Here is a 23,032-nt window from a genome sequence, read left to right on the forward strand (position 1 = left end):
GCGATCTGGGCTTCGTCGAAACGGTATTTATTCAAACACTCCGGACGATGTCCGGCGCTCCGCGACCCTTTCCATCAGCTCAGCGGTTTCCGCGTGAGGACGAGAGATCGTGCCTGCGAAAGACCCCCTCAGTCGGCTTCGCCGACAGCTCCCCCAACGGGGGAGCATCTATGCAGCGCGGCGGCGGTCCGCAGGGGCGAGGCGCGTCGCTGAAAATCCTCCGGAAATCCTTCTTCGCGCCCCATCCCTTTCCGCCATGCTCCTGCCATCCCGAAGCCCTCGCTTGACGGCCTCCCATCCAGCCCCCAGAAGCCCCTCGTGACCGACATCGCACCCCCCGAAAAGCCCGCCCCGGCGCCCGACCAGTCCAGGAAGGCCGGCGGCCTGCTGAAGTCGTCGGCGATCTATTCCGGCCTGACCCTGGTCAGCCGGTTCATGGGCTTCGCCCGCGACCTGGCGGTCTCGTACCGGATGGGGGCCAGCGCCACCCCGGCCGCCGACGCCTACAACGCCGCCCTGGCCTTCCCGAACCTGTTCCGGCGGTTCTTCGCCGAGGGAGCCTTCGCCGCGGCCTTCGTGCCGGCCTACGCCAAGTCGCTGCAGCGCGACGGCGAGGAGAAGGCCGACATCCTGGCCGCCGACGCCATGGCCACCCTGGCGGCTTCGACCATCGTCATCACCATCCTCTGCCAGCTGGCCATGCCCTGGCTGATGATGCTGATCAGCCCCGGCTTCGGCTGGGGCACCGAGAAGTACAAGCTGGCGGTGCTGCTGACCCAGATCACCATGCCCTACCTGCCGTGCATGGCCATCGTCGCCCACCTGTCGGGGGTGCTGAACGCCCGCGACCGCTTCGTGCTGTCGGCCGGCGCCCCGGTGCTGCTGAACATCGCCACCCTGGCCTTCATCCTGCCCCAGACCACCGCCGTCGGGGCCGCGACCTGGGGGTCGGCGGGGGTGATCGTGGCCGGCGTCGCCCAGGCGGCCCTGCTGACCTGGGGCGTCAACAAGTCCGGGGCCAAGGTCCACTGGCGGCTGCCGCGCCTGACGCCCGAGGTGCGCGAGCTGATCGGCAAGGCCATTCCCGGCGCCCTGGCGGCCAGCGCCACCCAGGTCAACATCTTCATCTCTGGCAACCTGGCCAGCCACGTGCCCGGCGGCCGCTCCTGGCTGGCCACCGCCGACCGCCTGTACCAGCTGCCGCTGGGCCTGGTGGGGGTGGCGATCGGCGTGGCGCTGCTGCCGCGCCTGTCGCGGGCGGTGAACACCGGCGACGGCGGCGACGCCCAGACGGCCATGGACCAGGCCATCACCCTGGCCATGGCCCTGACCCTCCCGGCCGCCGCGGCCCTGGTCGCCATGCCGGGCTTCCTGTCGGACGCCCTCTACACCCGCGGCCAGTTCACCAGCTTCGACGCCAGCCAGACCGCCTCGGCCCTGCTGTTCTACGGCCTGGGCACCCCGGCCTTCGTGCTGCAGCAGCTGTATTCGCGGGCCTTCTTCGCGCGGGGCGACACCAAGAGCCCGATGCGCTTCGCCCTGGTCTCGGTGGCCATGAACATCGGCCTGGGGATCCTGCTGTTCAATCTGGTCGGGGTGAAGGGCATCGCCGCCGCCACGGCCGTGGCCTCGTGGATCAATGTCGGCCAGATGGCCTGGGGCCTGTCGCGCAAGGGCCACTACAATCCTTCGGTCCAGACCTGGTCGCGGGTGGCGCGGATCCTGGCGGCCAGCGTCGCCATGGGCGGGGTCCTGGCGGCGGCCTCGCACTGGCGGCCGCTGATCGAGGCGCCGCTGCGCGAGCTGGGCCTGCGCGGCCACACCCTGGGCGCCAAGGAGTTCGCCCTGCTGCTGACCGTGCTGGTCGGCGGGGCGCTGTACCCGCCGCTGGTCTTCCTGTTCGGCGGGGTGACGCCGTCCGAGCTGAAGGGCGTGCTCAAGCGGGGCAAGGCGTAGGGACGTGCCTGGAGCCCCAAACCGTTGTCATCCCGGAAGCCCCGCAGGGGCTGTCCGGGACCCAGGGGACTGGGCTGATGCGGTGCGGTTCGCCTGGATCCCGGACAAGCGCCGCGCGCTTTCCGGGATGACAACTTTCGGCGAGCCCGGTAACGAACAGCCATGGCTTCGACCGGTTCTTCCGCGCCGCGATGGCGCAGCTTCCTCTGATCCGTTCCGCCGCGCTTTCGGCGCGGTCCGCGTTCTTTCGCGTCCGCCATACCGCTTTCGATTTCCAGGGCTGAAGCCATGACCGACCACACCCCCGTTCCCTATGCGGGCCCGACCCGCGTGCTCTCCGGCGTCCAGCCGTCCGGCGCCCTGCACCTGGGCAACTATCTGGGCGCCCTGGTGAAGTTCGCCCGGCTGCAGCACGAGATGGACACCTTCATCTTCGTGGCCGACCTGCACGCCATCACCGTCTGGCAGGACCCGGCCCTGCTGGCCCAGCAGACCCGCGAGATCGCCGCCGCCTACCTGGCCGCCGGCCTGGACCCGGCCAAGGCGACGATCTTCCCGCAGTCGGCGGTGCGCGAGCACGCCGAGCTGGCCTGGATCTTCCAGTGCGTGGCCCGCCTGGGCTGGCTGGACCGCATGACCCAGTTCAAGGAGAAGAGCGGCAAGCACAAGGAGCGCTCCAGCGTCGGCCTCTACACCTATCCGGTGCTGCAGGCCGCCGACATCCTGGTCTACAAGGCCACCCACGTGCCGGTGGGCGAGGACCAGAAGCAGCACCTGGAGCTGACCCGCGACATCGCCGGCAAGTTCAACCACGATTTCGGCGTCCAGGGCTTCTTCCCGCAGCCCGAACCGCTGATCCAGGGGCCGGGCGCGCGGATCATGAGCCTGCGCGACGGCTCGGCCAAGATGAGCAAGTCCGACCCGTCGGACTACAGCCGCATCAACCTGACCGACGACGCCGACGCCATCGCCGCCAAGGTCAAGAAGGCCCGCACCGATCCCGAGCCGCTGCCCGAGACCCTGGAAGAGCTGGCGAGCCGCGCCGAGGCCGACAACCTGGTGGGCATCTTCGCGGCCCTGGCGGGCCGGACCAAGGCCGAGGTGCTGGCCGACTACGCCGGCAAGGGCTTCGGGACCTTCAAGCCGGCCCTGGCCGAGCTGGCGGTCGAGAAGCTGGCCCCGGTCGGCGAGACCATGCGCCGCTTCCTGGCCGACCCGACCGAGATCGACCGCATCCTGAAGGCCGGCGCCGAGCGGGCCTCGGACGTCGCCGCGCCGACGGTGGCCGAGGTGAAGAAGCTGGTGGGGTTCTGGGGAAGTTGACCTCTTCCTTCTCCCCTTGTGGGGGAAGGTGGCCTGCGAAGCAGGTCGGATGAGGGGTTGAAGACCGTTTCCGCCGCGACGGCGGAGCGGCTGGATGAGGTGGTCGCCGTGCGACCCCTCATCCGTCGGCCTACGGCCGCCACCTTCTCCCGCAAGGGGAGAAGGAGATCAGAGTCGCGCCGGAATCCTCACCGGCAGGCTCTCATAGCCCTTCACGAAGCTGGAATAGACGCGCTTCGGCTCGCCCATCACCTCGATCCTCGGGAAGCGCTCGAGGATCTCCTCCCAGATGATCTTCAGCTGCAGCTCGGCCAGGCGGTTGCCGACGCAGCGGTGGATGCCGAAGCCGAACGACAGGTGGCGGCGGGCCTGGGGGCGGTCGATCAGGAAGGCGTTCGGATTGTCGATGACGGTCTCGTCGCGATTGCCCGAGACGTACCACATCACGACCTTGTCGCCCTTGCGGATGGTCTTGCCCGACAGCTCGAAGTCCGCCACCGCCGTGCGGCGCATATAGGCCAGGGGCGTCTGCCAGCGGATGATCTCCGAGACCATGTTGGGGATCAGCGACGGGTCGGCCCGCAGCTTGGCTTCCTCGGCCGGGTTCTGGCTCAGGGCCAGCAGGCCGCCGGTGATCGAGTTGCGGGTGGTGTCGTTGCCGCCGACGATCAGCAGCAGGATGTTCCCCAGATACTCCATCGGCGGCATGTTCCGCGTCGCCTCGCCATGGGCCAGCATCGAGATCAGGTCGTTCTTCGGTTCGGTCGAATTGACCCGCTGGTTCCACAGCTCGGTGAAATAGGCCAGGCACTCCAGCAGCTCGGCCCGGCGCTGGTCCTCGCTGTCGACGATCCCGGCCCCCGGCACGGCGGTCGTGACGTCGGACCAGCGGGTCAGCTTGCGGCGTTCCTCCCAGGGGAAGTCGAACAGGGTGGCCAGCATCTGGGTGGTCAGCTCGATCGACACCTTGTCGACCCAGTCGAAGGTCTCGCCGATCGGCAGGCCGTCCAGGATCCCGCCGACCCGCTCGCGGATCGTGCCTTCCAGCAGCGCCAGGTTCACAGGCGAGACGATCGGGCTGACGGTCTTGCGCTGGATGTCGTGCTTGGGCGGATCCATGGCGATGAACATCGGCAGGACGAAGTCCTCGTCGAAGTTCCGGATCGTGATGCCGCCGAAGCTGGAGTCCGAGGAGAACACCTGGTGGGTGGTGTCGACGGTCATGATGTCGTTGTAGCGGGTGATCGACCAATAGGGCCCGTGCTCGCTCCGCGCGCAGTAGTGCACGGGATCCTCGGCCCGCAGCCGCTCGAAATAGGGCCAGTGGGCGTCGGCCTGGAACAGGGCGGGATCGGCGACGTCGATCTCTTCCAGCGGCATGGCGTAGGCCTTGGCCCTCGCCGCGTCCCTTTGGGCGTCGCTCGACAGGTCGATGGCTCCGTCGCTCATGGCGACCTCCCTGAAACATCTGTTTTGACGATGGAGCCACAGGCCGTTGGGTTTGTCACGATGACGTAAGCGGCGCCCTGCCACAGGCCTGGCCCTTGTCTTGCGCGGCTCCCGGGTCCATCTCTCCGGCATGTTCATCCAGACCGAAACCACGCCCAATCCCGAGGTCCTGAAGTTCCTGCCCGGCCGCGAAGTGCTGGGTGAGGGCGCGCGGGAGTTCAAGACGATGGAGGAGGGCGACGCCTCGCCATTGGCCGAGGCCCTGTTCCGCCTGGGCGACGTCAACCGGGTGTTCTTCGGCCCGGACTTTCTCACCGTGACCAAGGCCGAGGGCGCGGAGTGGCCGCACCTGAAGGCGCCGATCCTGGCCGCCATCATGGACCACTTCACCAGCGGCCGACCCCTGCTGCTGGACCAGGCCGAAAGCGGCCACGACGAGGACGGCGTCTACGACGAGGAAGCCGCCCAGATCGTCGCCGAGATCAAGGACCTGCTCGACACCCGCATCCGCCCGGCCGTGGCCCAGGACGGCGGCGACATCGTGTTCAGCAAGTTCGAGCCGGCCACCGGCGTGGTCTGGCTGCACATGCGCGGCGCCTGCTCGGGCTGCCCGTCGTCCTCGGCCACGCTGAAGGCCGGGGTCGAGAACATGCTCAAGCACTATGTGCCGGAAGTGACCCGGGTCGAGCAGACGCTGTAGGGCGTTGGCCGCGTGCGCCCGGGTGCAAGGGAATGCGCGCGGGGGAGTCTTGCCAGCGCCGCTCGGCGTCCTTATTGTAACTGTATAAGTTGCAATTATATCGCCCATAAGGATCGCTGATGGCCAGGCTTGCCGACACGGCTCTCGACCAACTGTTCACGACGGCGCGCACGCGCAACGGCTGGAGCGACCAGCCCATCCCCGAACCGGTGCTGCGCGAGCTGTACGACCTGGTGAAGTTCGGCCCGACCGCGTTCAACGCCACGCCGGCCCGTTTCCTCTTTGTGACCAGCCCGGAGGCCAAGGCCCGGCTGGCGGCCCTGTCGTCGGGCTCGAACGGCGCGAAGATCCTGCGGGCCCCGGTGACGGTGATCGTCGGCTACGACCTGGATTTCCCCGAAACGCTCGACACGCTGTTCCCCAACCTTCCGGGGGTCAAGAACTGGTTCAGCGATCCAGCGGCCAAGGAAGTCGCCGCCCTGCGCAACAGCTCGCTGCAAGGCGGCTATTTCATCCTGGCGGCCCGGGCGCTGGGCCTGGATGTGGGCCCGATGTCGGGTTTCGACAACGCCGGCGTCGACAAGGCGTTCTTCGCCGGGACCAACGTCAAGTCGAACTTTATCGCCTCGATCGGTTACGGCACCGAGGAGAACCTGTTTCCTCGCAATCCCCGCCTGGACTTCGAGGAAGCGGCGAAGATCGTGTGATCCGGTCCTGAGAGCCCAAAGGTTGTCATCCCGGAAAGCGCCCAGCGCTTGTCCGGGACGACAACTTCTTTGTGCATCTGATGCACATGTCGGCGACCCGGTGCTAGAACCGCCCCATGACCCAGCGCCTCGCCCTGATCGCCGCTCCCCTGCTGCTGCTCGCCGCCTGCGGCCCCGCCAAGCAAGCCGACACCGCTCCCCCGCCCGCCGCGTCGTCGGAGGTCCCCAAGTCCGGGCCGGTCGCCATCGCGGTCACGCCCTATGTCGGCGGGCCGCTGCACGTGCGCGCCGACGGCGTGGGCCCGATCACCGGCGAGACGGCCTTCGACCTGGCGACGATCAAGGCCCTGTTCCCCAAGGCGGTGGTCAAGAGCGCCTTCATCCACGTCGGCGAGGGCCCGCCCGGACCGATCATCACGGTCGAGCAGGACAATGTCCCGCTGCTGGAGATCGGCAAGGGCGCCGAGGGCGGCATCGGCGAGATCCGCATGGCCGGCGGGCCAGTCGAGGGCCCCAAGGGCGAAGCCCTGCTCGGAAAGTGGGCCGATCTTTCCTTCGACATCGCCCAGTGCCGGGCCGGCGAGGGCCGCACCGTCAACCAGACCGTCTGCGTGCGTCCCGAAGCCCCGACCGTGTCCTACGTGTTCGGCGTGCCCGGCTGGACCCAGGGCGGCCTGCCGCCGGTCGATGTCCTGAAGGCCAAGGGCCAGCTGAACGAATTCGTCTGGCGTCCGGCCGAGAAGGCCGCCGTCGGCGCGGCCTGATCCGATGATCCGACCCCTGATCCTCGCCACGCCATTGCTGGTCCTGACCGCCTGCGGCCCGGCGGACAAGCCGGCGAGCGGCCAGGCCGCCGCCTCCCCGGGCGCCGGGACGGCCCCGGCCGCGCCCCCTGCCGTGGTCACGCGCACCGACGCTTCCGGCGAGGTCGACCGCTTCACGCCCTATCTGGGCGGTCCATTGGCGCTGGACGAGTTCTCGGTCGGCCCGGTCATGGCCCAGACCGACTTCTCGATGGAGGCGATCAAGCCGCGTTTCCCGAGGGCGACGGTGAAGTCCGCTTCCCTGCGCCAGGGCGCCGACGCGCAGACGCCAGTCATCACCGTCGAGCAGGGCGGTGGCGTGATCGAGATCCAGGGCAATCCGGGCACGACCAAGGTCGGCGACATCCGGATCAGCGGCGGCTCCCCGCAGGGGCCGCGCGGCGAGACTCTCGGGCTGAAATGGACGAACGCCGACATGGACTATCCGCGCTGCTGGAGAGGCAAGGACCGCGACGCCCAGGCGGTGATCTGCACCCAGCCCGGCGAGCCGGTGCTGCGCTACGTGTTCGCCGTGCCGGGCTGGACCGAAGCCGCGATGCCGCCCGAGGCGGTGCTGCGCGACAAGGCCGTGCTGCGCGAGTTCCTCTGGCGCGGCGGAGCGCCAATCCAATGATCCCATCTTCCCTTGTCCTGGCGATCGACACCTGCCTGGCCGCCAGCTCGGTCGCCGTTCTGGACGGCGACGTCGTCCGCGCCGCCCGCAGCGAGCCGATGACCCGCGGCCACCAGGAGCGCATCGCCGTCCTGGCGCGCGAGGTTGCGGCCGAGGCCGGGGTGACGTTCGCCGAGCTGACCCGCATCGCCGTCACCGTCGGCCCCGGCTCGTTCACCGGCCTGCGCGTTGGCCTGTCGTTCGCCAAGGGCCTGGCCACGGCCCTGTCGATCCCCTGCGTCGGGGTCAATACGCTGGAGGCCCTGGCCGCTTCGGTGGAGGCGACGAGCCTGGTGGCCGGCGTGCTCGACGCCAAGATGGGCCAAGTCTACCTCCAGGTCTTCGACGGCGGAAAGGCGCTGATGGCCCCCGACGCCCTGGAGGTCGGGGTCGCCGCCGCGCGCCTGGCCGAGCTCTGGTCCGGCGGCCCGGCCACGCTGGTCGGCTCGGGCGCGCCGCTGGTCGCCGAGGTTTTGCCCGACGCGACCGTGCTGACCCTGGCCTATCCCGACCCCGTGGCCGTCGCCCGTCTGGCCGCCGCCCGGCCGGCTTCGGGCCATTCCCCCCGGCCGCTCTATCTGCGCGCGCCCTACGCCGTGGCGCCGGCCGCATGATCCTGCGTCCCGTCGGGCTGGAAGCCTGTTTCACCCTGGCCGACCTGCACGACGGCGCCTTCGACCGGCCCTGGTCGGCGGAGGAGTTCGAGGCCCTGCTCAAGGGCCCCGGCGCCTTCGCCGTGCTGGGCGAGGCCGGAGAGCCGGAGGAGGCCAAGGGCTTCATCCTGTGCCGGGCGATCGCCGGGGAGGCCGAGATCCTGACCGTGGCCGTCGACCCCGCCGCGCGCCGCCGGGGTTGGGGCGCGGCCCTGGTCGAGATGGCGGCCGGCGTCGCCAAGGAAGCCGGCGCCTTCGAGATGTTCCTGGAGGTCGCGGCCGACAATGTCGCGGCGATCAGGCTCTATGAGACCGCCGGTTTCGGGCGCGTCGGCCTGAGAAAAGGCTATTATCCCCATGCGGATGGGGCCAAGGACGCGGTGGTGATGCGTCGGGTGCTTAACAGCTAGCGGCCAAGCCCCTATCTTGCCCGCGAATCTGGCTTGGATTCATCTTCCGGAGACGCCGCCGTGGATCGCCTCGAAAAGCTCTGTATCGAAAAGGGCATGCGCATGACCGACCAGCGTCGGGTCATCGCCCGCGTGCTGTCGTCGGCCACCGACCATCCGGACGTCGAGGAGTTGCACCGCCGCGCCCACGCCGTGGACCCGCACATCTCGATCGCCACGGTCTATCGGACGGTCCGCCTGTTCGAGGAAAGCGGCATCATCGAGCGCCACGACTTCCGCGACGGTCGCTCACGCTATGAGGAGACCCCCGATCACCACCACGACCACCTGATCGACATGAAGACCGGCAAGGTCGTCGAGTTCGTGGACGAGGAGATCGAGGCCCTGCAGAACGCCATCGCGCGGAAGCTGGGCTACAAGCTGGTGGATCACCGGCTGGAGCTGTACGGGGTTCCGATCGAGGAGTAGCGGCCCTTTTCCTTCTCCCCTTGCGGGAGAAGGTGTCAGCGTAGCTGACGGATGAGGGGTCTCCTGGAGCTCCGACGTCTCATCCGATCGTTCCGCTTGTTGAGGCGGCTCTGTCCAGCGACCCCTCATCCGACCTGCTTCGCAGGCCACCTTCTCCCGCAAGGGGAGAAGGAAGATGGGGTGTGTCCCCCAGAACCTTGCGCCAGCGCCCCCTCGCGCCCATAACCTCGCCCCATGAGCGAGACCCCGCAAAAGCGCCTCTATATCAAGACCTACGGCTGTCAGATGAACGTCTATGACAGCGAGCGCATGGCCGATGTCCTGCGCCCGCTGGGCTATGGCGTGGTCGATGATCCCGAAGGGGCCGATCTGGTGGTGCTCAACACCTGCCACATCCGCGAGAAGGCCACCGAGAAGGTCTATTCCGAGCTGGGCTACATCAAGCAGATGAAGGGCCGCAAGGCCGAGGCCGGCGGTCGCATGACCATCGCCGTGGCCGGCTGCGTGGCCCAGGCCGAGGGCAAGGAGATCATGCATCGCCAGCCGGCGGTCGACCTGGTGGTCGGGCCCCAGGCCTATCACCAGCTGCCCGAGCTGATCGCCCGCGCCCACCGCGCCACCGGCGAGCGCCTGTCCGCCGACTTCGCCGCCGACGAGAAGTTCGACGCCCTGCCGGCCGAGCGCCAGGTCAACGGCGTCACCGCCTTCCTGACCGTGCAGGAGGGCTGCGACAAGTTCTGCACCTTCTGCGTGGTGCCCTACACCCGCGGCGGGGAATGGTCGCGGCCGCCGGAGGCCATCGAGGACGAGGCCCGGCGCCTGGCCGACCAGGGCGTGCGCGAGGTCACCCTGCTGGGCCAGAACGTCAACGCCTATGACGGCGGCGGCTACACCCTGGCCAGGCTGGTCCGGCGCCTGGCGAAGATCCCGGGCCTGGACCGCATCCGCTACACCACCAGCCACCCGCGCGACATGGGCGAGGACCTGATCGCCGCGCACGGCGAGCTGCCGCAGTTGATGCCCTATCTGCACCTGCCGGTGCAGGCCGGGTCGGACAAGATCCTCAAGGCCATGAACCGCGACCACACCGCCGAGAGCTATGTGCGCCTGGTCGAGAAGATCCGCGCCGCGCGGCCCGACATCGCCATGAGCGGCGACTTCATCGTCGGCTTCCCCGGCGAGCGCGACGGTGATTTCGACAAGACGCTGGAGCTGGTCCGCGAGGTCGGCTTCGCCAGCGCCTTCTCGTTCAAATATTCCCGCCGCCCCGGCACCCCGGCCTCGGCCATGCCCGGCCAGGTGGACGAAGCGGTCAAGGCCGAGCGCCTGGATCGCCTCAACGCCCTGCTCGATGAGCAGCAGAAGGCGTTCAACGCCCTGCAGGTCGGCAAGGTCCTGCCGGTGCTGTTCGAGAAAAAAGGCCGCAACCCCGGTCAAATCGTCGGCCGCAGTCCCTATCTGCAAGCGGTGCATGCGGTGGGCCCCGACGGCCTGCTGGGCCAGATCGTTCCCGTCCGCATCGAGTCGTCGGCCAAGATGAGCCTGGGCGGCGTGCTCGAGAGCCAATCCCTGCTGGAGTCCGCTTGAGCCGTACGCCTGAGTTCCTGCCCCTGTCCGACACCGCCGTGCGCGCCGTTTCCGGCCCGAACGGTCGTCACGCCGCCCTGATCGAGGACGCCTTCAAGGTGCTGATCGAGACCCCGGGCGGCGGGGTGACGATCACCGGCGACGTCAAGGGCCGCTCCAGCGCCAAGCGGGCGATCCAGGCCCTGGCCCAGCGGGCCGACGCCGACGACGAGGTGGTCGAGGCCGACGTGCGCGTGGCCGTGGGCGAGGCCCACAGCGCCGGCGGCCAGGCCTCGCCCCGCGCCGTGCGCAAGGGCTCGGTCTCGCCCAAGACCAAGGGTCAGGCCAAGTACATGGAGGCCATGGCCAGCCATCCGCTGTGCTTCGGCCTGGGTCCCGCTGGCACCGGCAAGACCTTCCTGGCGGTGGCGCAAGGGGCGGGCATGCTGCTGCGGGGCGAGGTCGACCGGCTGATCGTCACCCGTCCCGCCGTCGAGGCCGGCGAGAAGCTCGGCTTCCTGCCCGGCGACCTGAACGAGAAGGTCGACCCCTACATGGCGCCGGTCTGGGAGGCCCTGACCGACATCATGGGCGCCGACCAGCTGCGCCGCCGCCGCGAGAAGCTGGAGATCGAGGTCGCCCCGATCGCCTTCATGCGCGGCCGCACCCTGGCCCACGCCTTCGTCATCGTCGACGAGGCCCAGAACTGCTCGCGCCTGCAGATGAAGATGGTGCTGACCCGCCTGGGCGAGGGTGCGCGGATGGTGGTGACCGGGGATCCGACCCAGGTCGACCTGCTGAACCCGCGAGACTCTGGCCTCGCCCACGCGGTCTCGATCCTGGAGGGCGTCGAGGGCGTGGCGGTGTCGCGCTTCACCTCGGCCGACGTGGTGCGCCACCCGCTGGTCGAGCGCATCGTCAAGGCCTACGACGCCGACGCCCTGCAGACGACGACGCGCTAGATGACCATCACCGTCGATATCGAGATCGAGGACGAGGCCTGGACGCAGGCCGAACCCGAGGTCGAGGCCCTGGTCTGGCGCGCCGCCCAGGCGGTGCTGGACGCCCACGAGGACATCGAGGGGCAAGGCATCGTCATCCTTCTGGCCGACGACGACAGCGTCCGGGCGCTGAACCGCGACTTCCGCCAGAAGGACCATGCGACCAACGTCCTGTCCTTCCCCTCGGCCCAAGATCCCGTGGGTAATCCCGAAGGCCAGATCGGCGACATCGCCCTGGCGTTCGGGGTCTGCCAGCGCGAAGCGGCCGAGCAGGGCAAGCCCCTCGCGCACCACTTGCAACATCTGGTGGCGCACGGGGTGCTTCATCTCTTAGGATACGACCATCAGGACGACGTCGAGGCCGAGGCCATGGAAGCGTTCGAGCGCGAGATCCTCGCGGGCTTGGACATTCCGGACCCCTATGCCGAACCCGCGTCCCCAGAGGGATAACCAAGCCAGGGCATGCCCAGCGACGACCAGAGTTCCACGCCCGCCGGCCCGGCTCGCCTGAGCCGGGGCGTGCGGGCGTTCTTCCGCAAGATGCGCAAGGACCTCGCCGGCCGGGGCGTGCCGGGCCTGGCCGAGTCGTCGCGTCCGGCCGACCCCACCATGGTCCACGAGGTCGACATGGTCGACCAGGCCGAGGCCTTCCAGAGCCTGCGGGTGGCGGACGTCATGACGCCCCGCGCCGACATCGTGGCGGTCGAGGTCTCGACGGCGTTCGAGGCGGTGGTCGCCCAGTTCACCGAGGCCGAGCACTCGCGGATGCCGATCTACCGCGAGACCCTGGACGACCCGGTGGGGGTGATCCACGTCAAGGACGTGTTTCGCCTGCTGGCCGATGACGACAAGCGCCCCGGCCCGGGCGACCAGATCCTGCACCGGCTGCGGCGCGAGGCGCTGTACGTGCCGGCCTCGATGCGGGCCGCCGACCTGCTGCTGCGCATGCGCACCAGCCGTATCCACATGGCCCTGGTCATCGACGAGTTCGGCGGCACCGATGGGCTGGTGACCATGGAGGACCTGATCGAGGCGGTGGTCGGCGAGATCGACGACGAGCACGACGACGCCCAGGTCTCCAGCATCGTCGCCCGACCCGGCGGCCTCTACGAGGTCGACGCCCGGGCGCCGCTGGAGGATCTCGAGGCCGCGCTCGACCGCGACCTGGCGCCGCCGGACATGGAAGAGGATATCGACACCGTCGCCGGCCTGGTCGTGGCCCTGGCCGGCCGCGTGCCGCAGCGGGGCGAGGTGATCGCCCATCCCGCCGGTTTCGACCTGGAGGTCGTCGAGGCCGACCCACGCCGTGTGCGCCGGGTCCGGGTGCGCCCGGCCGTCGACCTCGAAACCGAGACCGCGGCCGGCCGCGTGGCCGCTTCGTGAATCTGCCGGCCCTGCCGAGGCTGACGCCATGGCGCGCCCGGGGCCTGGCGTTGGCGGCCGGCCTCGCCGCCGCCCTGGCCCATCCGCCGTTCGGGATCCTGCCAGGCCTGCTGGGCTACGCCCTGCTGCTGTGGCTGCTGGACGCCATCGACGGACCCCGACCCCTGCGCTCGGCCTTCTTCCGCGGCTGGCTGACGGGGCTTTCCTATTTCGGCCTTTCCACATGGTGGATCGCCGAGGCTTTCCTGGTCGACGCCGCCAACCAGGGCTGGATGGCCCCGTTCGCGGTGGCGGCCATGGCCGCCGGCATGGCGCTGTTCTGGGGCTTGGCGGCGGTGCTCTATCGCCTGATCCGCCCCCCTGGCGTGCGGCGGGTGCTGGTGTTCGCCGGGGCCTTCGCCACCCTGGAGTGGACCCGCGGCCACATCCTGACCGGCTTCCCCTGGAACCTGCCGGGCGAGACCTGGCGGGCGGGCTCGGCCGTGTCGCAGTTCGCGGCGGTTGTCGGCGCCTACGGCCTGACCTGGATCACCCTGGCGATCGCCGCCGCCCCGGCGGTCTGGCGTGACGGCAAGCGCGGCCGGATCGCGGTCGGCGCGGCCGCGGCGGTTCTCCTGGCGATCTGGCTGCGCGGGGTCCTGAGCTATCCCATCCCCGTCACGCCGGCCGCGCATCCGCCACCCGCGACGACCGTCCGCATCGTCCAGGCCGACATCCCCCAGGAGTCCAAGTGGGACGCCGGCCGGTTCGCCCAGATCGTCCAGGCCTATGTCTCGCTGACCGCCAGGCCCTATGCCGGCAAGCCCGCCGACATCGTGGTCTGGCCCGAGGGGGCCCTGCCGCTGGCGATCAACGACTACATGGTCCCCGGCAGCTGGGTCCGGCAGGCCATTGTCGACGCCCTCAAGCCAGGGCAGGTGATGCTGCTGGGCGGCTATCGCTACGAGGGAACGCCCGACAAGCCGGTCTACTACAACAGCCTGGTCGCCCTGCGCCGCACGGCTGGCGACGTCGAGGTGGTCGGGATCTACGACAAGCACCGGCTGGTGCCGTTCGGCGAATACCTGCCGGCCGACGCCCTGATGACTCGGCTGGGGGTCAAGAGCATGGCCCACCTGGGCGACGGCTTCGCGACGGGGCCGGCGCCCCGGCCGCTGCGGATCGCGCCCAACCTGCTGGTCCAGCCGCTGATCTGCTACGAAAGCCTGTTCCCGCGCCTGGCGGAGCCGGCGCCGGGCGTACGCGCCATCGTCAATGTCTCCAACGACGCCTGGTTCGGAGTGACGTCCGGGCCGCTGCAGCACCTGAACCTGGCCAGTTATCGCGCGATCGAGACCGGCTTGCCGCTGATCCGGGCGACGCCCACGGGGGTTTCCGCCCTGGTCGACGCCCAGGGAAGAATCTTGCCCGGCGCCCGCTTGAAACTTGGCGAATCAGGGGTGATCGACGGTAATGTGCCGAGTGTCGGCTCGCCGACTCTGTTCTCCAGGCTTGGGCACTGGCCATTCGGGCTGCTGCTTTTGGTTTCATTTGCCGCTGCGATTCGCGTCCCAGGGGGTCGAGGCTTGGAAAAAGTCTCAAACTGAAACAGACAGACTTCCAGATATCCGTGGCTTCTCCCCCAGTGATTGAAACGGCATGAACACGACTCCTGACCAAGACCGCTCCCCGAACCCGATCGACCTGCACGTCGGCGCCCGCATCCGCATGCGGCGCAAGATTCTGGGCGTCAGCCAGGAGCGTCTGGCCGACGATCTGGGCCTGACCTTCCAGCAGGTCCAGAAGTACGAGCGCGGCGCCAACCGCGTCAGCGCTTCCAAGCTCTACGAGATCGCCAAGAGCCTGCAGTCGTCGGTGTCCTACTTCTTCGAAGGCCTGGCCGACCCGACCGACATCGACGGTTTCGAGGAAAACGGCTCCGAGCAGTTCGTGCACGACTTCCTGATGACTCCGGAAGGCCTGGAGCTGGCCGCGCTGTTCCCGCGCATCGGCAAGTCCCGTGTTCGCCGGCGCATCCTCGACCTCGTCCGGTCGATGGCCGACGATCTGATCGAGGAAGAAGCCCAGGCCTGATCCCCGGCCAATCCCGGGCCTGATCCGGCTTGCGGACATAAACATATCTTTATATGTTCGCGACTAGTCCCTCGGGCAGACCGTCCGAGCGGGCGACGTCATGTCCGGAGCTGACCCTTGAGCCGTTCTTCCTATATCTTCACCAGCGAAAGCGTTTCCGAAGGTCATCCGGACAAGGTCGCCGACCGGATCAGCGACACCGTCGTCGACGCCTTCCTGGGCGCCGACCCAGAGGCGCGCGTCGCCTGCGAAACCCTGGTCACCACCAACCGCATCGTCCTGGCGGGCGAGGTGCGGGCCGGCAAGCCGGGCGGCGACAAGGCCGTCAACAAGCAGCTGACCAAGGACATCATCAAGTCGCTGGAGCCCAAGGTCCGGGCCGCGATCAAGGACATCGGCTACGAGCAGAAGGGCTTCCACTGGGAGAAGGCCAAGTACGCCTGCTACCTGCACGGTCAGTCGGCCCATATCGCCCAGGGCGTGGACGCCTCGGACAAGAAGGACGAGGGCGCCGGCGACCAGGGCATCATGTTCGGCTACGCCAGCACCGAGACCCCGGAGCTGATGCCGGCCACCCTGCAATACAGCCACAACATCCTCAGCCGCCTGGCCCAGCTGCGCCACTCGGGCGAGCTGTCGGAGCTGGAGCCCGACGCCAAGAGCCAGGTGACCCTGGAATATGACGGTTCCGGCAAGCCGGTTCGGGTTGTCTCGATCGTCGTGTCGCACCAGCACAAGAAGAAGATCGGCGGCAAGACCCCGACCTCCAAGCGTGTGCTGGACCTGATCAAGCCGCACATCCTGCCGATCTTCCCGGACGGCCTGATCACCAAGAAGACCCAGTGGCTGGTCAACCCGACCGGCCGCTTCGAGATCGGCGGGCCGGACGGCGACGCGGGCGTCACCGGCCGCAAGATCATCGTCGACACCTACGGCGGCGCGGCCCCGCACGGCGGCGGCGCCTTCTCCGGCAAGGATCCGACCAAGGTCGACCGCTCGGCCGCCTATGCCTGCCGCTACCTGGCCAAGAACGTGGTCGCCGCGGGCCTGGCCGAGCGCTGCACCATCCAGATCGCCTACGCCATCGGCGTGGCCCAGCCCGTGTCGTTCCACGTCGACCTGCACGGCACCGGCAAGGTCGATCCGGCCCAGCTGGAGAAGCTGCTGCCCCAGCTGATCGGCGGCGCGACCCCGCGCTCGATCCGCGAGCACCTGCAGCTGAACAGGCCGATCTACGCCCGCACCGCCGCCTACGGCCACTTCGGCCGCACGCCGGACAACGAAGGCGGCTTCTCGTGGGAGAAGACCGACCTGGTGTCGGAGCTGAAGGGCCTGGCTTAGGCCTAGGCCAATCCGGGGCAGGCGCATGCGCCTGTCTCCGACGGTACAACGGGCCTCGATCCTCGGATCGGGGCCCGTTTTCATTTCGACTTCAAAGTTCTAAGACCCGCCCATGACCAACCCCCAACAACCCCACGGGCCGCTGCGCTCGTTCGGTCGCCTGAAGTCGCGGCCGGTGAAGCCGCGCCAGCAGGCCCTGCTCGACACCCTGCTGCCCGAAATCGCCGTCCCCACCGCGCCGTTCCAGCCACGCGACCTGATGCCCGAGGCCAAGGAAGTCTGGCTGGAGATCGGTTTCGGCGGCGGCGAGCACATGGCCGCCCAGGCCGGCCGCCGGCCGGAGGTGTTGGTGATCGGGGCCGAGCCCTTCGTCAACGGCGTGGCCAGCGCCGTGCGCCATGTCGAGGAGCAGCAACTCAAGAACGTCCGCATCCACGAGGGCGACGCCCGCGACGTGGTCGGCTGGCTGCCCGCCGCGAGCATCGACCGGCTTTTCATCATGTTCCCCGACCCCTGGCACAAGGCGCGCCACAACAAGCGCCGCCTGATCCAGCCAGCCTTCGTGACCGAGCTGGCGCGGGTGCTGAAGCCCGGCGCGGCGTTCCGCTTCGCCACGGACTGGGCCGACTACGCCGAGTGGACGGTCGAGCGGGTGCTGGCCGACCCGGCCTTCCGCTTCGCCGAGGCCGACGCCGACCGCAACGCCGCCCCCGCCGACCACGTCACCACGCGCTACGAGGAAAAGAAGCTGGGCGACTGCGCGCCGGTCTTCCTGGACTTCGTCAGGGTCTAGACTGGGCGCCAGCCCGAAAGCAGCGGAACGGTGGCGCAGGCCGGACCGCCTTGCTTGTCGCGGCCGGCGATCGTCGCCGTCAGCACCGCCCCCGGCCCAGCCGCCGGCAGGTCGTGCAGATAGATCTTGATCCGTCGCGACCATTCGGAGGTCGCATCGCCGGCCTGGGCGCCCGAAGCGACATAGACGAAGCGTCCCCGGCCGTCGGACCGTACGAAACCGCCGCCGGGGCGAGGGCCGTCGGCCGTCTGGGTCAGGGTGATCGGGATGTCGAACGAAAGGTCTCCGTCGCCGGCCGCGACGGCGTCGACCGGCCGGTTCCTGGCGTCCTGCAGCGAAAAGACCACGCCCTCTGGCGGGTCGGCCAGGACGATCCTCAAGGTGAGATCGATCCTGGCCATCAGACCTCAGTAGTTCTCGTCGTGGCGCTTGATTGCGGCCCGGATGATCTCGGCGGTCTCCTCCGGATCGGCCCAGCCGGTGATCTTGGTCGACTTGCCCTTTTCCAGGTCCTTGTAGTGCTGGAAGAAGTGGGCGATCTGCTCGGTCAGGATGACCGGCAGGTCGCGCCAGCTGGATACGCCCGTGTAGAACGGGTGCAGCTTGTCGACCGGCACGGCCAGGATCTTTTCGTCCGAGCCCGCCTCGTCGACCATCATCAGGGCGCCGATCGGACGGCAGCGGATGATGGCGCCGGGCACCACCGGGGTCGGGCCCACGACCATGATGTCGGCCGGGTCGCCGTCGTCGGCCAGGGTGTGCGGGATGAAGCCGTAATTGGCCGGATAGAACATCGCCGTGTGCAGGAAGCGGTCGACCATCAGCGCGCCGCTGGCCTTGTCGATCTCGTACTTCACCGGCTCGCCGCCTTGCGGGATCTCGATGACGGCGTTCAGGTCGTACGGCGGGTTCACGCCGACGGCGATCTTGGAGAGGTCCATTGTGACTCTTCGTTTGGGGATAGGTCCCGCGGGGAGGCGAGCCTGCGCGGGGGCGCTTATAGGCCACAAGTGCTGCACTGCGGAAGGGGGCGCTTCGGATTGACCTTCTGGTAGCGACTGGTCAGATTACAATCCAGGCGAGGGCGTTCCTATGTCAAACGATATGAAGGGCTTTGCGGCGGCCGCTGTGCCGCTGTCGAAAACTCCACTCGGCATCATCGCCCTGTTCATCGTCCTCATATATGGCTTCGCTTGCCTGCTGACGGGATTCAGTTCCGGACTTTCTTTTTATGAACGTATCCCACTTATATATTTCGCAGTTATATTTCCGGTCATTGTCTTGGCTCTATTCGGCTTCCTCGTCGTGAAATACCCGGACAATCTATACGGGCCAAGCGACTATAAGGACGAGCAGAACTACATTCAGATGCGACAATTGGCCAAGGCGGCCGCTTCATTGGCCGTCGCCTCGTCGCAGCGGGAAGGCGCGGGCTCCAACCTCGAAATAAATATCGAGCAAGCCGTTAGCAGCGTCGAAACGATCCGCAATGCAAGACGCATGAAGAATCGATGCGTGCTTTGGGTTGATGATCGCCCCGAGAACAACAAGCACGTAATAGACGCTTTCAATGCGATCGACATCGAAGTCGTGCTGGCTCTGAATACCCAGCAGGCCTTGGAGCTACTGAGTTCCAACAGCTATTCCGCCATCATCTCGGATATGGGGCGCAAGGAGGGACCGGCTGAAGGCTATGTGCTCTTGGAGGCCGTTCGCAAAACCGGCGACAAGACGCCCTTCTTCATCTTCGCGGGATCCAACCTCAAGGAGCACCGCGACGAGGCGCTGCGTCGCGGTGCGCAAGGCTCGACGAACAACGCCAACGAGCTTTTCAAGAGCGTGACCAGGGTCGCGCTGGGGGCTTGATCATCAGAATAGGTCCGAACGCTAGGGGCTTCCAACGGCCCGAACATCGCGCTATATAGCTCCTACATCGTCCGTCAGCGCTGATAGCGCTTTCGAGCGGCGGCCCGAAAGGCTGCCGCTTTTTCTTTGGCCGCTCGCCAGCTTGACCTTTTCGGGGGGCTGTCGACCGGCTCAGTGAGTTGAGAGACCCTTTGCGCGGCAAGACGCAGGAAGATATCGGTCTGGTCGAATTGCTCGATCCCGTCGCCGAGTCCGTCGGCTACGAGATCGTCCGCCTGCGCCTGATGGGCGGGGCCGAGCAGCGCCGGCTGCAGATCATGGCCGAACGTCCGGACGGCGACATGAACGTCGAGGATTGCGCCAGGCTGTCGCGCGCCATCTCCGAGATCATGGACGCGGCCGACCCGATCGCCGGCGAGTACACCCTGGAAGTCTCCAGCCCGGGCGTCGACCGTCCGCTGACCCGGCTGAAGGACTTCGACACCTATGCCGGCCTGGAGGTCCGCATCGAGCTGGACCGCGTCGCCGAGGGCCGCAAGCGCTTCAAGGGCGAGCTGGCCGGCGTCGAGGACGGCCAGGTGGGCCTGAACCTCGAGGGCGAGGACGACACCACCGTCTATTTCCCGTTCGAATGGATCGTCGACGCCAAGCTGGTGTTGAACGACGAACTGATGAAGCGGGGCGCCCAGCAGCGCGCCGCCCGCGTCGGAGCCGAAGGCGAAGACGCGGACACCGAAGATCTCGGCCCTGGTGACGGCGCCGACGACGACATTGACCTGTCCGAAAGTGAAGAGGACTGACCATGGCCATCGGCATTTCCGCCAACCGCCTCGAGCTGCTGCAGATCGCCGACGCGGTCGCGCGTGAAAAAGGCATCGAGAAGGAAGTCGTCATCGAGGCGATCGAGGACGCCCTGCAGAAGGCCGCCCGGGCCCGCTACGGCGCCGAGCACGACATCCGCGTCAAGATCGACCCGCGCACCGGCGAGACCACCCAGAAGCGGGTGATCGAGGTCGTGCCGGACGACTACGAGCTGGAAGGCGAGATCGGCAAGGTCCAGCTGTCGTCGGCCAAGCGCACCTGGCGCGACGCCGAGGTGGGCAAGATCTACGAGGAAAGCCTGCCGCCGTTCGAGATCGGCCGGGTCCAGACCCAGATGGCCCGCCAGGTCGTCATGCACAAGGTTCGCGAGGCCGAGCGCGAGCGCCAGTACGACGAGTACAAGGATCGCGCCGGCGAGATCGTCAACGGCAGCGTCAAGCGCGTCGAATACGGCAACGTCATCGTCGACCTGGGCCGCGGCGAAGGCATCATGCGCCGCGACCAGTCGATCCCGCGCGAGAACTTCAACGTCGGCGACCGCATCCGCGCCTACATCTACGACGTCCGCCGCGAGACCAAGGGGCCGCAGATCATGCTGAGCCGCGCCCACGGCGGCTTCATGGCCAAGCTGTTCGCGCAGGAAGTGCCGGAAGTCTATGACGGCGTCATCGAGATCCGCGCCGTGGCCCGCGACCCGGGCTCGCGCGCCAAGATGGCCGTGATCTCCAACGACAGCAGCATCGACCCGGTCGGCGCGTGCGTGGGCATGCGCGGCTCGCGCGTCCAGGCCGTGGTGGCCGAGCTGCAGGGCGAGAAGATCGACATCATCCAGTGGTCCGAGGACGAGGCGACCTTCATCGTCAACGGCCTGGCCCCCGCCGAAGTCTCCAAGGTCGTCATGGACGAGGAGGACGAGCGCGTCGAGGTGGTGGTGCCGGACGAGCAGCTGTCGCTGGCCATCGGCCGCCGCGGCCAGAACGTCCGCCTGGCCTCGCAGCTGACCGGCTGGCAGATCGACATCATGACCGAGAGCCAGGAAAGCGAGCGCCGCCAGCGCGAGTTCTCCGAGCGCACCGCCCTGTTCCAGGAAGCCCTGGACGTCGACGAGGTCATCGCCCAGCTGCTGGTCACCGAAGGCTTCGCGGCGGTGGAAGACGTCGCCTATGTCGAGCCGCACGAGATCGCGGCCATCGAGGGCTTCGACGACGAGACCGCCGACGAGCTGCAGACCCGCGCCCGCGAGTTCCTCGAGAAGGAGGCCGCGGCCCTGGACGCCAAGCGCGTCGAACTGGGCGTCGAGGACGGCCTGCTGGAGATCGAGGGCGTCACCCTGCCGGTGGCCGTGGCCCTGGGCGAGGGCGACGTGAAGTCGGTCGAGGACCTGGCCGGCCTGATCCCCGACGACCTGCGCGGCTGGTTCGAAACCAAGGACGGCGAGCGCACCCGCGAGGCTGGCATCCTGGACAGCTTCAACCTGTCGCCGGAAGACGCCGAGGCCCTGATCATGCGCGCCCGCGTCGCCATGGGCTGGGTCGAGGCGCCGCCCGAGCCGGACTATGTCGAGGAGGAAGGCGAGTTCGAGGAGGAGGCGGGCGAGGCGCCGGCCGAAGCTTCGGACGAGGCCGAGATCTCCGACGACGCGGTCGAGGTGACCGAGGACGCCAAGGAAGACTGACCTTAAGCCCCGGGCCTCCCACGAAAGTCGGAGGCCCGGCGTTTTGCGAGCCGCATGACCGACGCCGACGCCCCCCATACCCCCGTGGCCAAGACCCACGCCGAAGCCAATCGCCTGCGCAAGGACATCGTCCTGGGCGAGGCGACCGACGAGGCGCGCCTGGTGCGGTTCGTGGCCGGGCCGGATGGAACGGTCGTTCCGGACGTGGCGCGCAAGCTGCCCGGCCGCGGCATGTGGGTCGAGGCGTCCCGCGAGGCGGTCACGACCGCCGCCAAGAAGAGTCTGTTCTCGCGCTCGGCCAAGACCAAGCTGGCCGCCCCGGCCGATCTGGCCGACCAGGTGGAACGGCTCCTGGCCAAGCGGGTTCTGGACGGGCTGGGGCTTGCGCGGCGCGGCGGAACGATTATCTCAGGCTTCGAAAAGGTCTCCGCGGCCCTGGCCTCGGGAAAGACCGCCTGGTTGATCGAGGCGTCCGACGGCGCTGACGACGGTCGCCGAAAGATTCTCACCGCGGTCCACAAGGCCCCGAACAGCCCCAAAATCTGCGGGATGTTCACCTCCGACGAATTGGGTTTGGCCTTGGGCGGGGAGAATGTGATACACACGGCGCTCCTTGCCGGGCGCGGCACTGATCGCTGGACTTTGGACGTCGAGCGGTTATCAGGCTTCCGCCCACTCCTTCCCTCGAGTTGGTCGGCGAGTTGGCGCGAGGAGCCCTAGGCCCTGGCCTCGACGAATGGCTTCCATTCGTCGGCGACAGAGGTCTGGAACTTGAAATGAGGAGCGTGATCCGCTCCTTGAGTGAAGGGTCGGGAAACGCGCTTCCTTCGGGAAGTACGTCCAGGCCCCTTTCTCGTATGGATCGAACGGTTTTTGGCCGGCCCCGCCGGCGGAAGTACAAGCGAGCGCATGAGCGACGAGAACGAAAACGGTCGGCCTGGTTCCAACCCCGGCGGGCGAGCGCCCATTACGCTGAAGCCCCGTCAAGGGTCGGTCAGCGCCGGCGTCGTGAAGCAGAGCTTCAGCCACGGCCGCACCAAGACGGTGGTGGTTGAAACCAAGCGTGTGCGTCCGCACGCGCCGCCGGCCGGCAATCTCGCCGCGCCGTCCTCGGCCGAGCGCCGTCAAGGCGACGCCCCGCGTCCGCAGTCGTCCCAAGGCGGCGGTTCGGCCGGTGGCCTGTCGCAAAGCGAGATGGTCGCCCGCCAGCGCGCCATCGAGGCCGCCCGCGAGCAGCAGGAGCGCCAGGCCGCCGAACGCCGCGCCGCCGAGGCCCGCGCCGCGGCCGCCGAGGCCGCGGCTCGCGAAGCCGCCGCCAAGGCCGCCGCAGCCGCCAAGGCCGCGGCCACTCCGCCGGCCCCGGTCCCGGC

Annotated in this window: 25 protein-coding genes; 22 read left to right on the top strand and 3 right to left on the bottom strand. The window is 68.4% G+C overall.

All coding sequences use genetic code 11. The features are described 5' to 3' along the window. Positions 1 to 318 precede the first annotated feature (318 nt). Together murJ and trpS are read left to right on the top strand one after the other, a co-directional pair. Positions 319 to 1,956, top strand: coding sequence for a murein biosynthesis integral membrane protein MurJ (gene murJ, locus AC07NX_RS25545; protein ID WP_494645851.1), 1,638 nt, complete (start codon positions 319 to 321; stop codon positions 1,954 to 1,956). Positions 1,957 to 2,244: 288 nt separating this feature from the next. Continuing rightward, the gene (gene trpS / locus AC07NX_RS25550) at positions 2,245 to 3,279 is read left to right on the top strand and encodes a tryptophan--tRNA ligase (RefSeq protein ID WP_494645853.1); all 1,035 of its coding nucleotides are present in this window, start codon (positions 2,245 to 2,247) and stop codon (positions 3,277 to 3,279) included. Positions 3,280 to 3,447: 168 nt separating this feature from the next. On the opposite strand, the gene AC07NX_RS25555 is transcribed toward trpS, so the two are convergent. Continuing rightward, positions 3,448 to 4,728, bottom strand: coding sequence for a cytochrome P450 (locus AC07NX_RS25555; RefSeq protein ID WP_494645854.1), 1,281 nt, complete (start codon positions 4,726 to 4,728; stop codon positions 3,448 to 3,450). A gap of 130 nt (positions 4,729 to 4,858) precedes the next feature. On the opposite strand from AC07NX_RS25555, the gene AC07NX_RS25560 reads away from it, so the two are divergent. The 15 genes from AC07NX_RS25560 (at position 4,859) to trmB (ending at position 17,299) form a co-directional block, all read left to right on the top strand. Beyond that, positions 4,859 to 5,428: a NifU family protein gene (locus AC07NX_RS25560; protein ID WP_494645856.1), complete on the top strand. Its 570-nt coding sequence runs from the start codon at positions 4,859 to 4,861 to the stop codon at positions 5,426 to 5,428. 119 nt (positions 5,429 to 5,547) lie between these two features. Next, positions 5,548 to 6,135: a malonic semialdehyde reductase gene (locus AC07NX_RS25565; protein ID WP_494645857.1), complete on the top strand. Its 588-nt coding sequence runs from the start codon at positions 5,548 to 5,550 to the stop codon at positions 6,133 to 6,135. Positions 6,136 to 6,251: 116 nt separating this feature from the next. Beyond that, positions 6,252 to 6,899, top strand: a complete 648-nt coding sequence (locus AC07NX_RS25570) for a DUF1131 family protein (protein ID WP_494645859.1) — start codon at positions 6,252 to 6,254, stop codon at positions 6,897 to 6,899. A gap of 4 nt (positions 6,900 to 6,903) precedes the next feature. Then, on the top strand, positions 6,904 to 7,572 hold the full coding sequence (locus AC07NX_RS25575) for a DUF1131 domain-containing protein (RefSeq protein WP_494645860.1): 669 nt from the start codon (positions 6,904 to 6,906) through the stop codon (positions 7,570 to 7,572). After that, complete coding sequence (gene tsaB, locus AC07NX_RS25580; protein ID WP_494645861.1) at positions 7,569 to 8,225, top strand: tRNA (adenosine(37)-N6)-threonylcarbamoyltransferase complex dimerization subunit type 1 TsaB; 657 nt, start codon at positions 7,569 to 7,571, stop codon at positions 8,223 to 8,225. The genes AC07NX_RS25575 and tsaB overlap by 4 nt, the downstream gene beginning before the upstream one ends. Further along, positions 8,222 to 8,674, top strand: coding sequence for a ribosomal protein S18-alanine N-acetyltransferase (gene rimI, locus AC07NX_RS25585; protein ID WP_494645863.1), 453 nt, complete (start codon positions 8,222 to 8,224; stop codon positions 8,672 to 8,674). The genes tsaB and rimI overlap by 4 nt, the downstream gene beginning before the upstream one ends. A gap of 60 nt (positions 8,675 to 8,734) precedes the next feature. Then, positions 8,735 to 9,142 carry a Fur family transcriptional regulator gene (locus tag AC07NX_RS25590; RefSeq protein WP_035081264.1) on the top strand — a complete coding sequence of 136 codons (408 nt, stop codon included), beginning with the start codon at positions 8,735 to 8,737 and terminating at the stop codon, positions 9,140 to 9,142. Positions 9,143 to 9,376: 234 nt separating this feature from the next. Further along, positions 9,377 to 10,729, top strand: a complete 1,353-nt coding sequence (gene miaB / locus AC07NX_RS25595; RefSeq protein ID WP_494645865.1) for a tRNA (N6-isopentenyl adenosine(37)-C2)-methylthiotransferase MiaB — start codon at positions 9,377 to 9,379, stop codon at positions 10,727 to 10,729. Beyond that, a complete protein-coding gene (locus AC07NX_RS25600; protein ID WP_494645866.1) occupies positions 10,726 to 11,670 on the top strand; it encodes a PhoH family protein in 945 nt (314 codons plus the stop codon). Before miaB ends, AC07NX_RS25600 begins: the two co-directional genes overlap by 4 nt. 18 nt (positions 11,671 to 11,688) lie before the next feature. Further along, positions 11,689 to 12,159, top strand: a complete 471-nt coding sequence (gene ybeY / locus AC07NX_RS25605) for an rRNA maturation RNase YbeY (protein ID WP_494645887.1) — start codon at positions 11,689 to 11,691, stop codon at positions 12,157 to 12,159. Positions 12,160 to 12,171: 12 nt separating this feature from the next. Continuing rightward, positions 12,172 to 13,092 carry a hemolysin family protein gene (locus AC07NX_RS25610; RefSeq protein WP_494645867.1) on the top strand — a complete coding sequence of 307 codons (921 nt, stop codon included), beginning with the start codon at positions 12,172 to 12,174 and terminating at the stop codon, positions 13,090 to 13,092. Then, a complete protein-coding gene (gene lnt / locus AC07NX_RS25615) occupies positions 13,089 to 14,678 on the top strand; it encodes an apolipoprotein N-acyltransferase (RefSeq protein WP_494645869.1) in 1,590 nt (529 codons plus the stop codon). Before AC07NX_RS25610 ends, lnt begins: the two co-directional genes overlap by 4 nt. Positions 14,679 to 14,730: 52 nt before the next feature. Then, positions 14,731 to 15,165: a helix-turn-helix domain-containing protein gene (locus AC07NX_RS25620; RefSeq protein WP_494645871.1), complete on the top strand. Its 435-nt coding sequence runs from the start codon at positions 14,731 to 14,733 to the stop codon at positions 15,163 to 15,165. Positions 15,166 to 15,282: 117 nt separating this feature from the next. Next, on the top strand, positions 15,283 to 16,506 hold the full coding sequence (gene metK, locus AC07NX_RS25625) for a methionine adenosyltransferase (RefSeq protein WP_494645872.1): 1,224 nt from the start codon (positions 15,283 to 15,285) through the stop codon (positions 16,504 to 16,506). A gap of 112 nt (positions 16,507 to 16,618) precedes the next feature. Further along, positions 16,619 to 17,299 (top strand): tRNA (guanosine(46)-N7)-methyltransferase TrmB, encoded by a 681-nt coding sequence (gene trmB / locus AC07NX_RS25630; RefSeq protein WP_494645874.1) that lies wholly within the window; start codon positions 16,619 to 16,621, stop codon positions 17,297 to 17,299. On the opposite strand, the gene AC07NX_RS25635 is transcribed toward trmB, so the two are convergent. Both AC07NX_RS25635 and ppa read right to left on the bottom strand, forming a co-directional pair. Further along, positions 17,296 to 17,700, bottom strand: coding sequence for a DUF5990 family protein (locus AC07NX_RS25635; protein WP_494645876.1), 405 nt, complete (start codon positions 17,698 to 17,700; stop codon positions 17,296 to 17,298). The two genes, trmB and AC07NX_RS25635, sit on opposite strands and share 4 nt — an antisense overlap. Before the next feature lie 6 nt (positions 17,701 to 17,706). Continuing rightward, positions 17,707 to 18,240, bottom strand: a complete 534-nt coding sequence (ppa, locus tag AC07NX_RS25640) for an inorganic diphosphatase (RefSeq protein WP_019848686.1) — start codon at positions 18,238 to 18,240, stop codon at positions 17,707 to 17,709. A gap of 151 nt (positions 18,241 to 18,391) precedes the next feature. Between ppa and AC07NX_RS25645 the strand changes: the two genes are divergently transcribed. The 5 genes from AC07NX_RS25645 to AC07NX_RS25665 all read left to right on the top strand — a co-directional run. Then, positions 18,392 to 19,165, top strand: coding sequence for a response regulator (locus tag AC07NX_RS25645; protein ID WP_494645878.1), 774 nt, complete (start codon positions 18,392 to 18,394; stop codon positions 19,163 to 19,165). A 191-nt stretch (positions 19,166 to 19,356) separates the two neighbouring features. Further along, entirely contained in the window at positions 19,357 to 19,965 is a 609-nt protein-coding gene (gene rimP / locus AC07NX_RS25650; protein WP_494645880.1) for a ribosome maturation factor RimP, read from the top strand. 2 nt (positions 19,966 to 19,967) lie between these two features. Then, positions 19,968 to 21,662 carry a transcription termination factor NusA gene (nusA, locus tag AC07NX_RS25655; RefSeq protein ID WP_494645882.1) on the top strand — a complete coding sequence of 565 codons (1,695 nt, stop codon included), beginning with the start codon at positions 19,968 to 19,970 and terminating at the stop codon, positions 21,660 to 21,662. A gap of 54 nt (positions 21,663 to 21,716) precedes the next feature. After that, a complete protein-coding gene (locus AC07NX_RS25660; RefSeq protein WP_494645884.1) occupies positions 21,717 to 22,382 on the top strand; it encodes an RNA-binding protein in 666 nt (221 codons plus the stop codon). 189 nt (positions 22,383 to 22,571) lie between these two features. Further along, the coding region (locus AC07NX_RS25665) for a translation initiation factor IF-2 associated domain-containing protein (protein WP_494645885.1) at positions 22,572 to 23,032 on the top strand (461 nt) is incomplete at its 3' end.

This window comes from Caulobacter sp. GW821-FHT09A05, assembly GCF_059418465.1.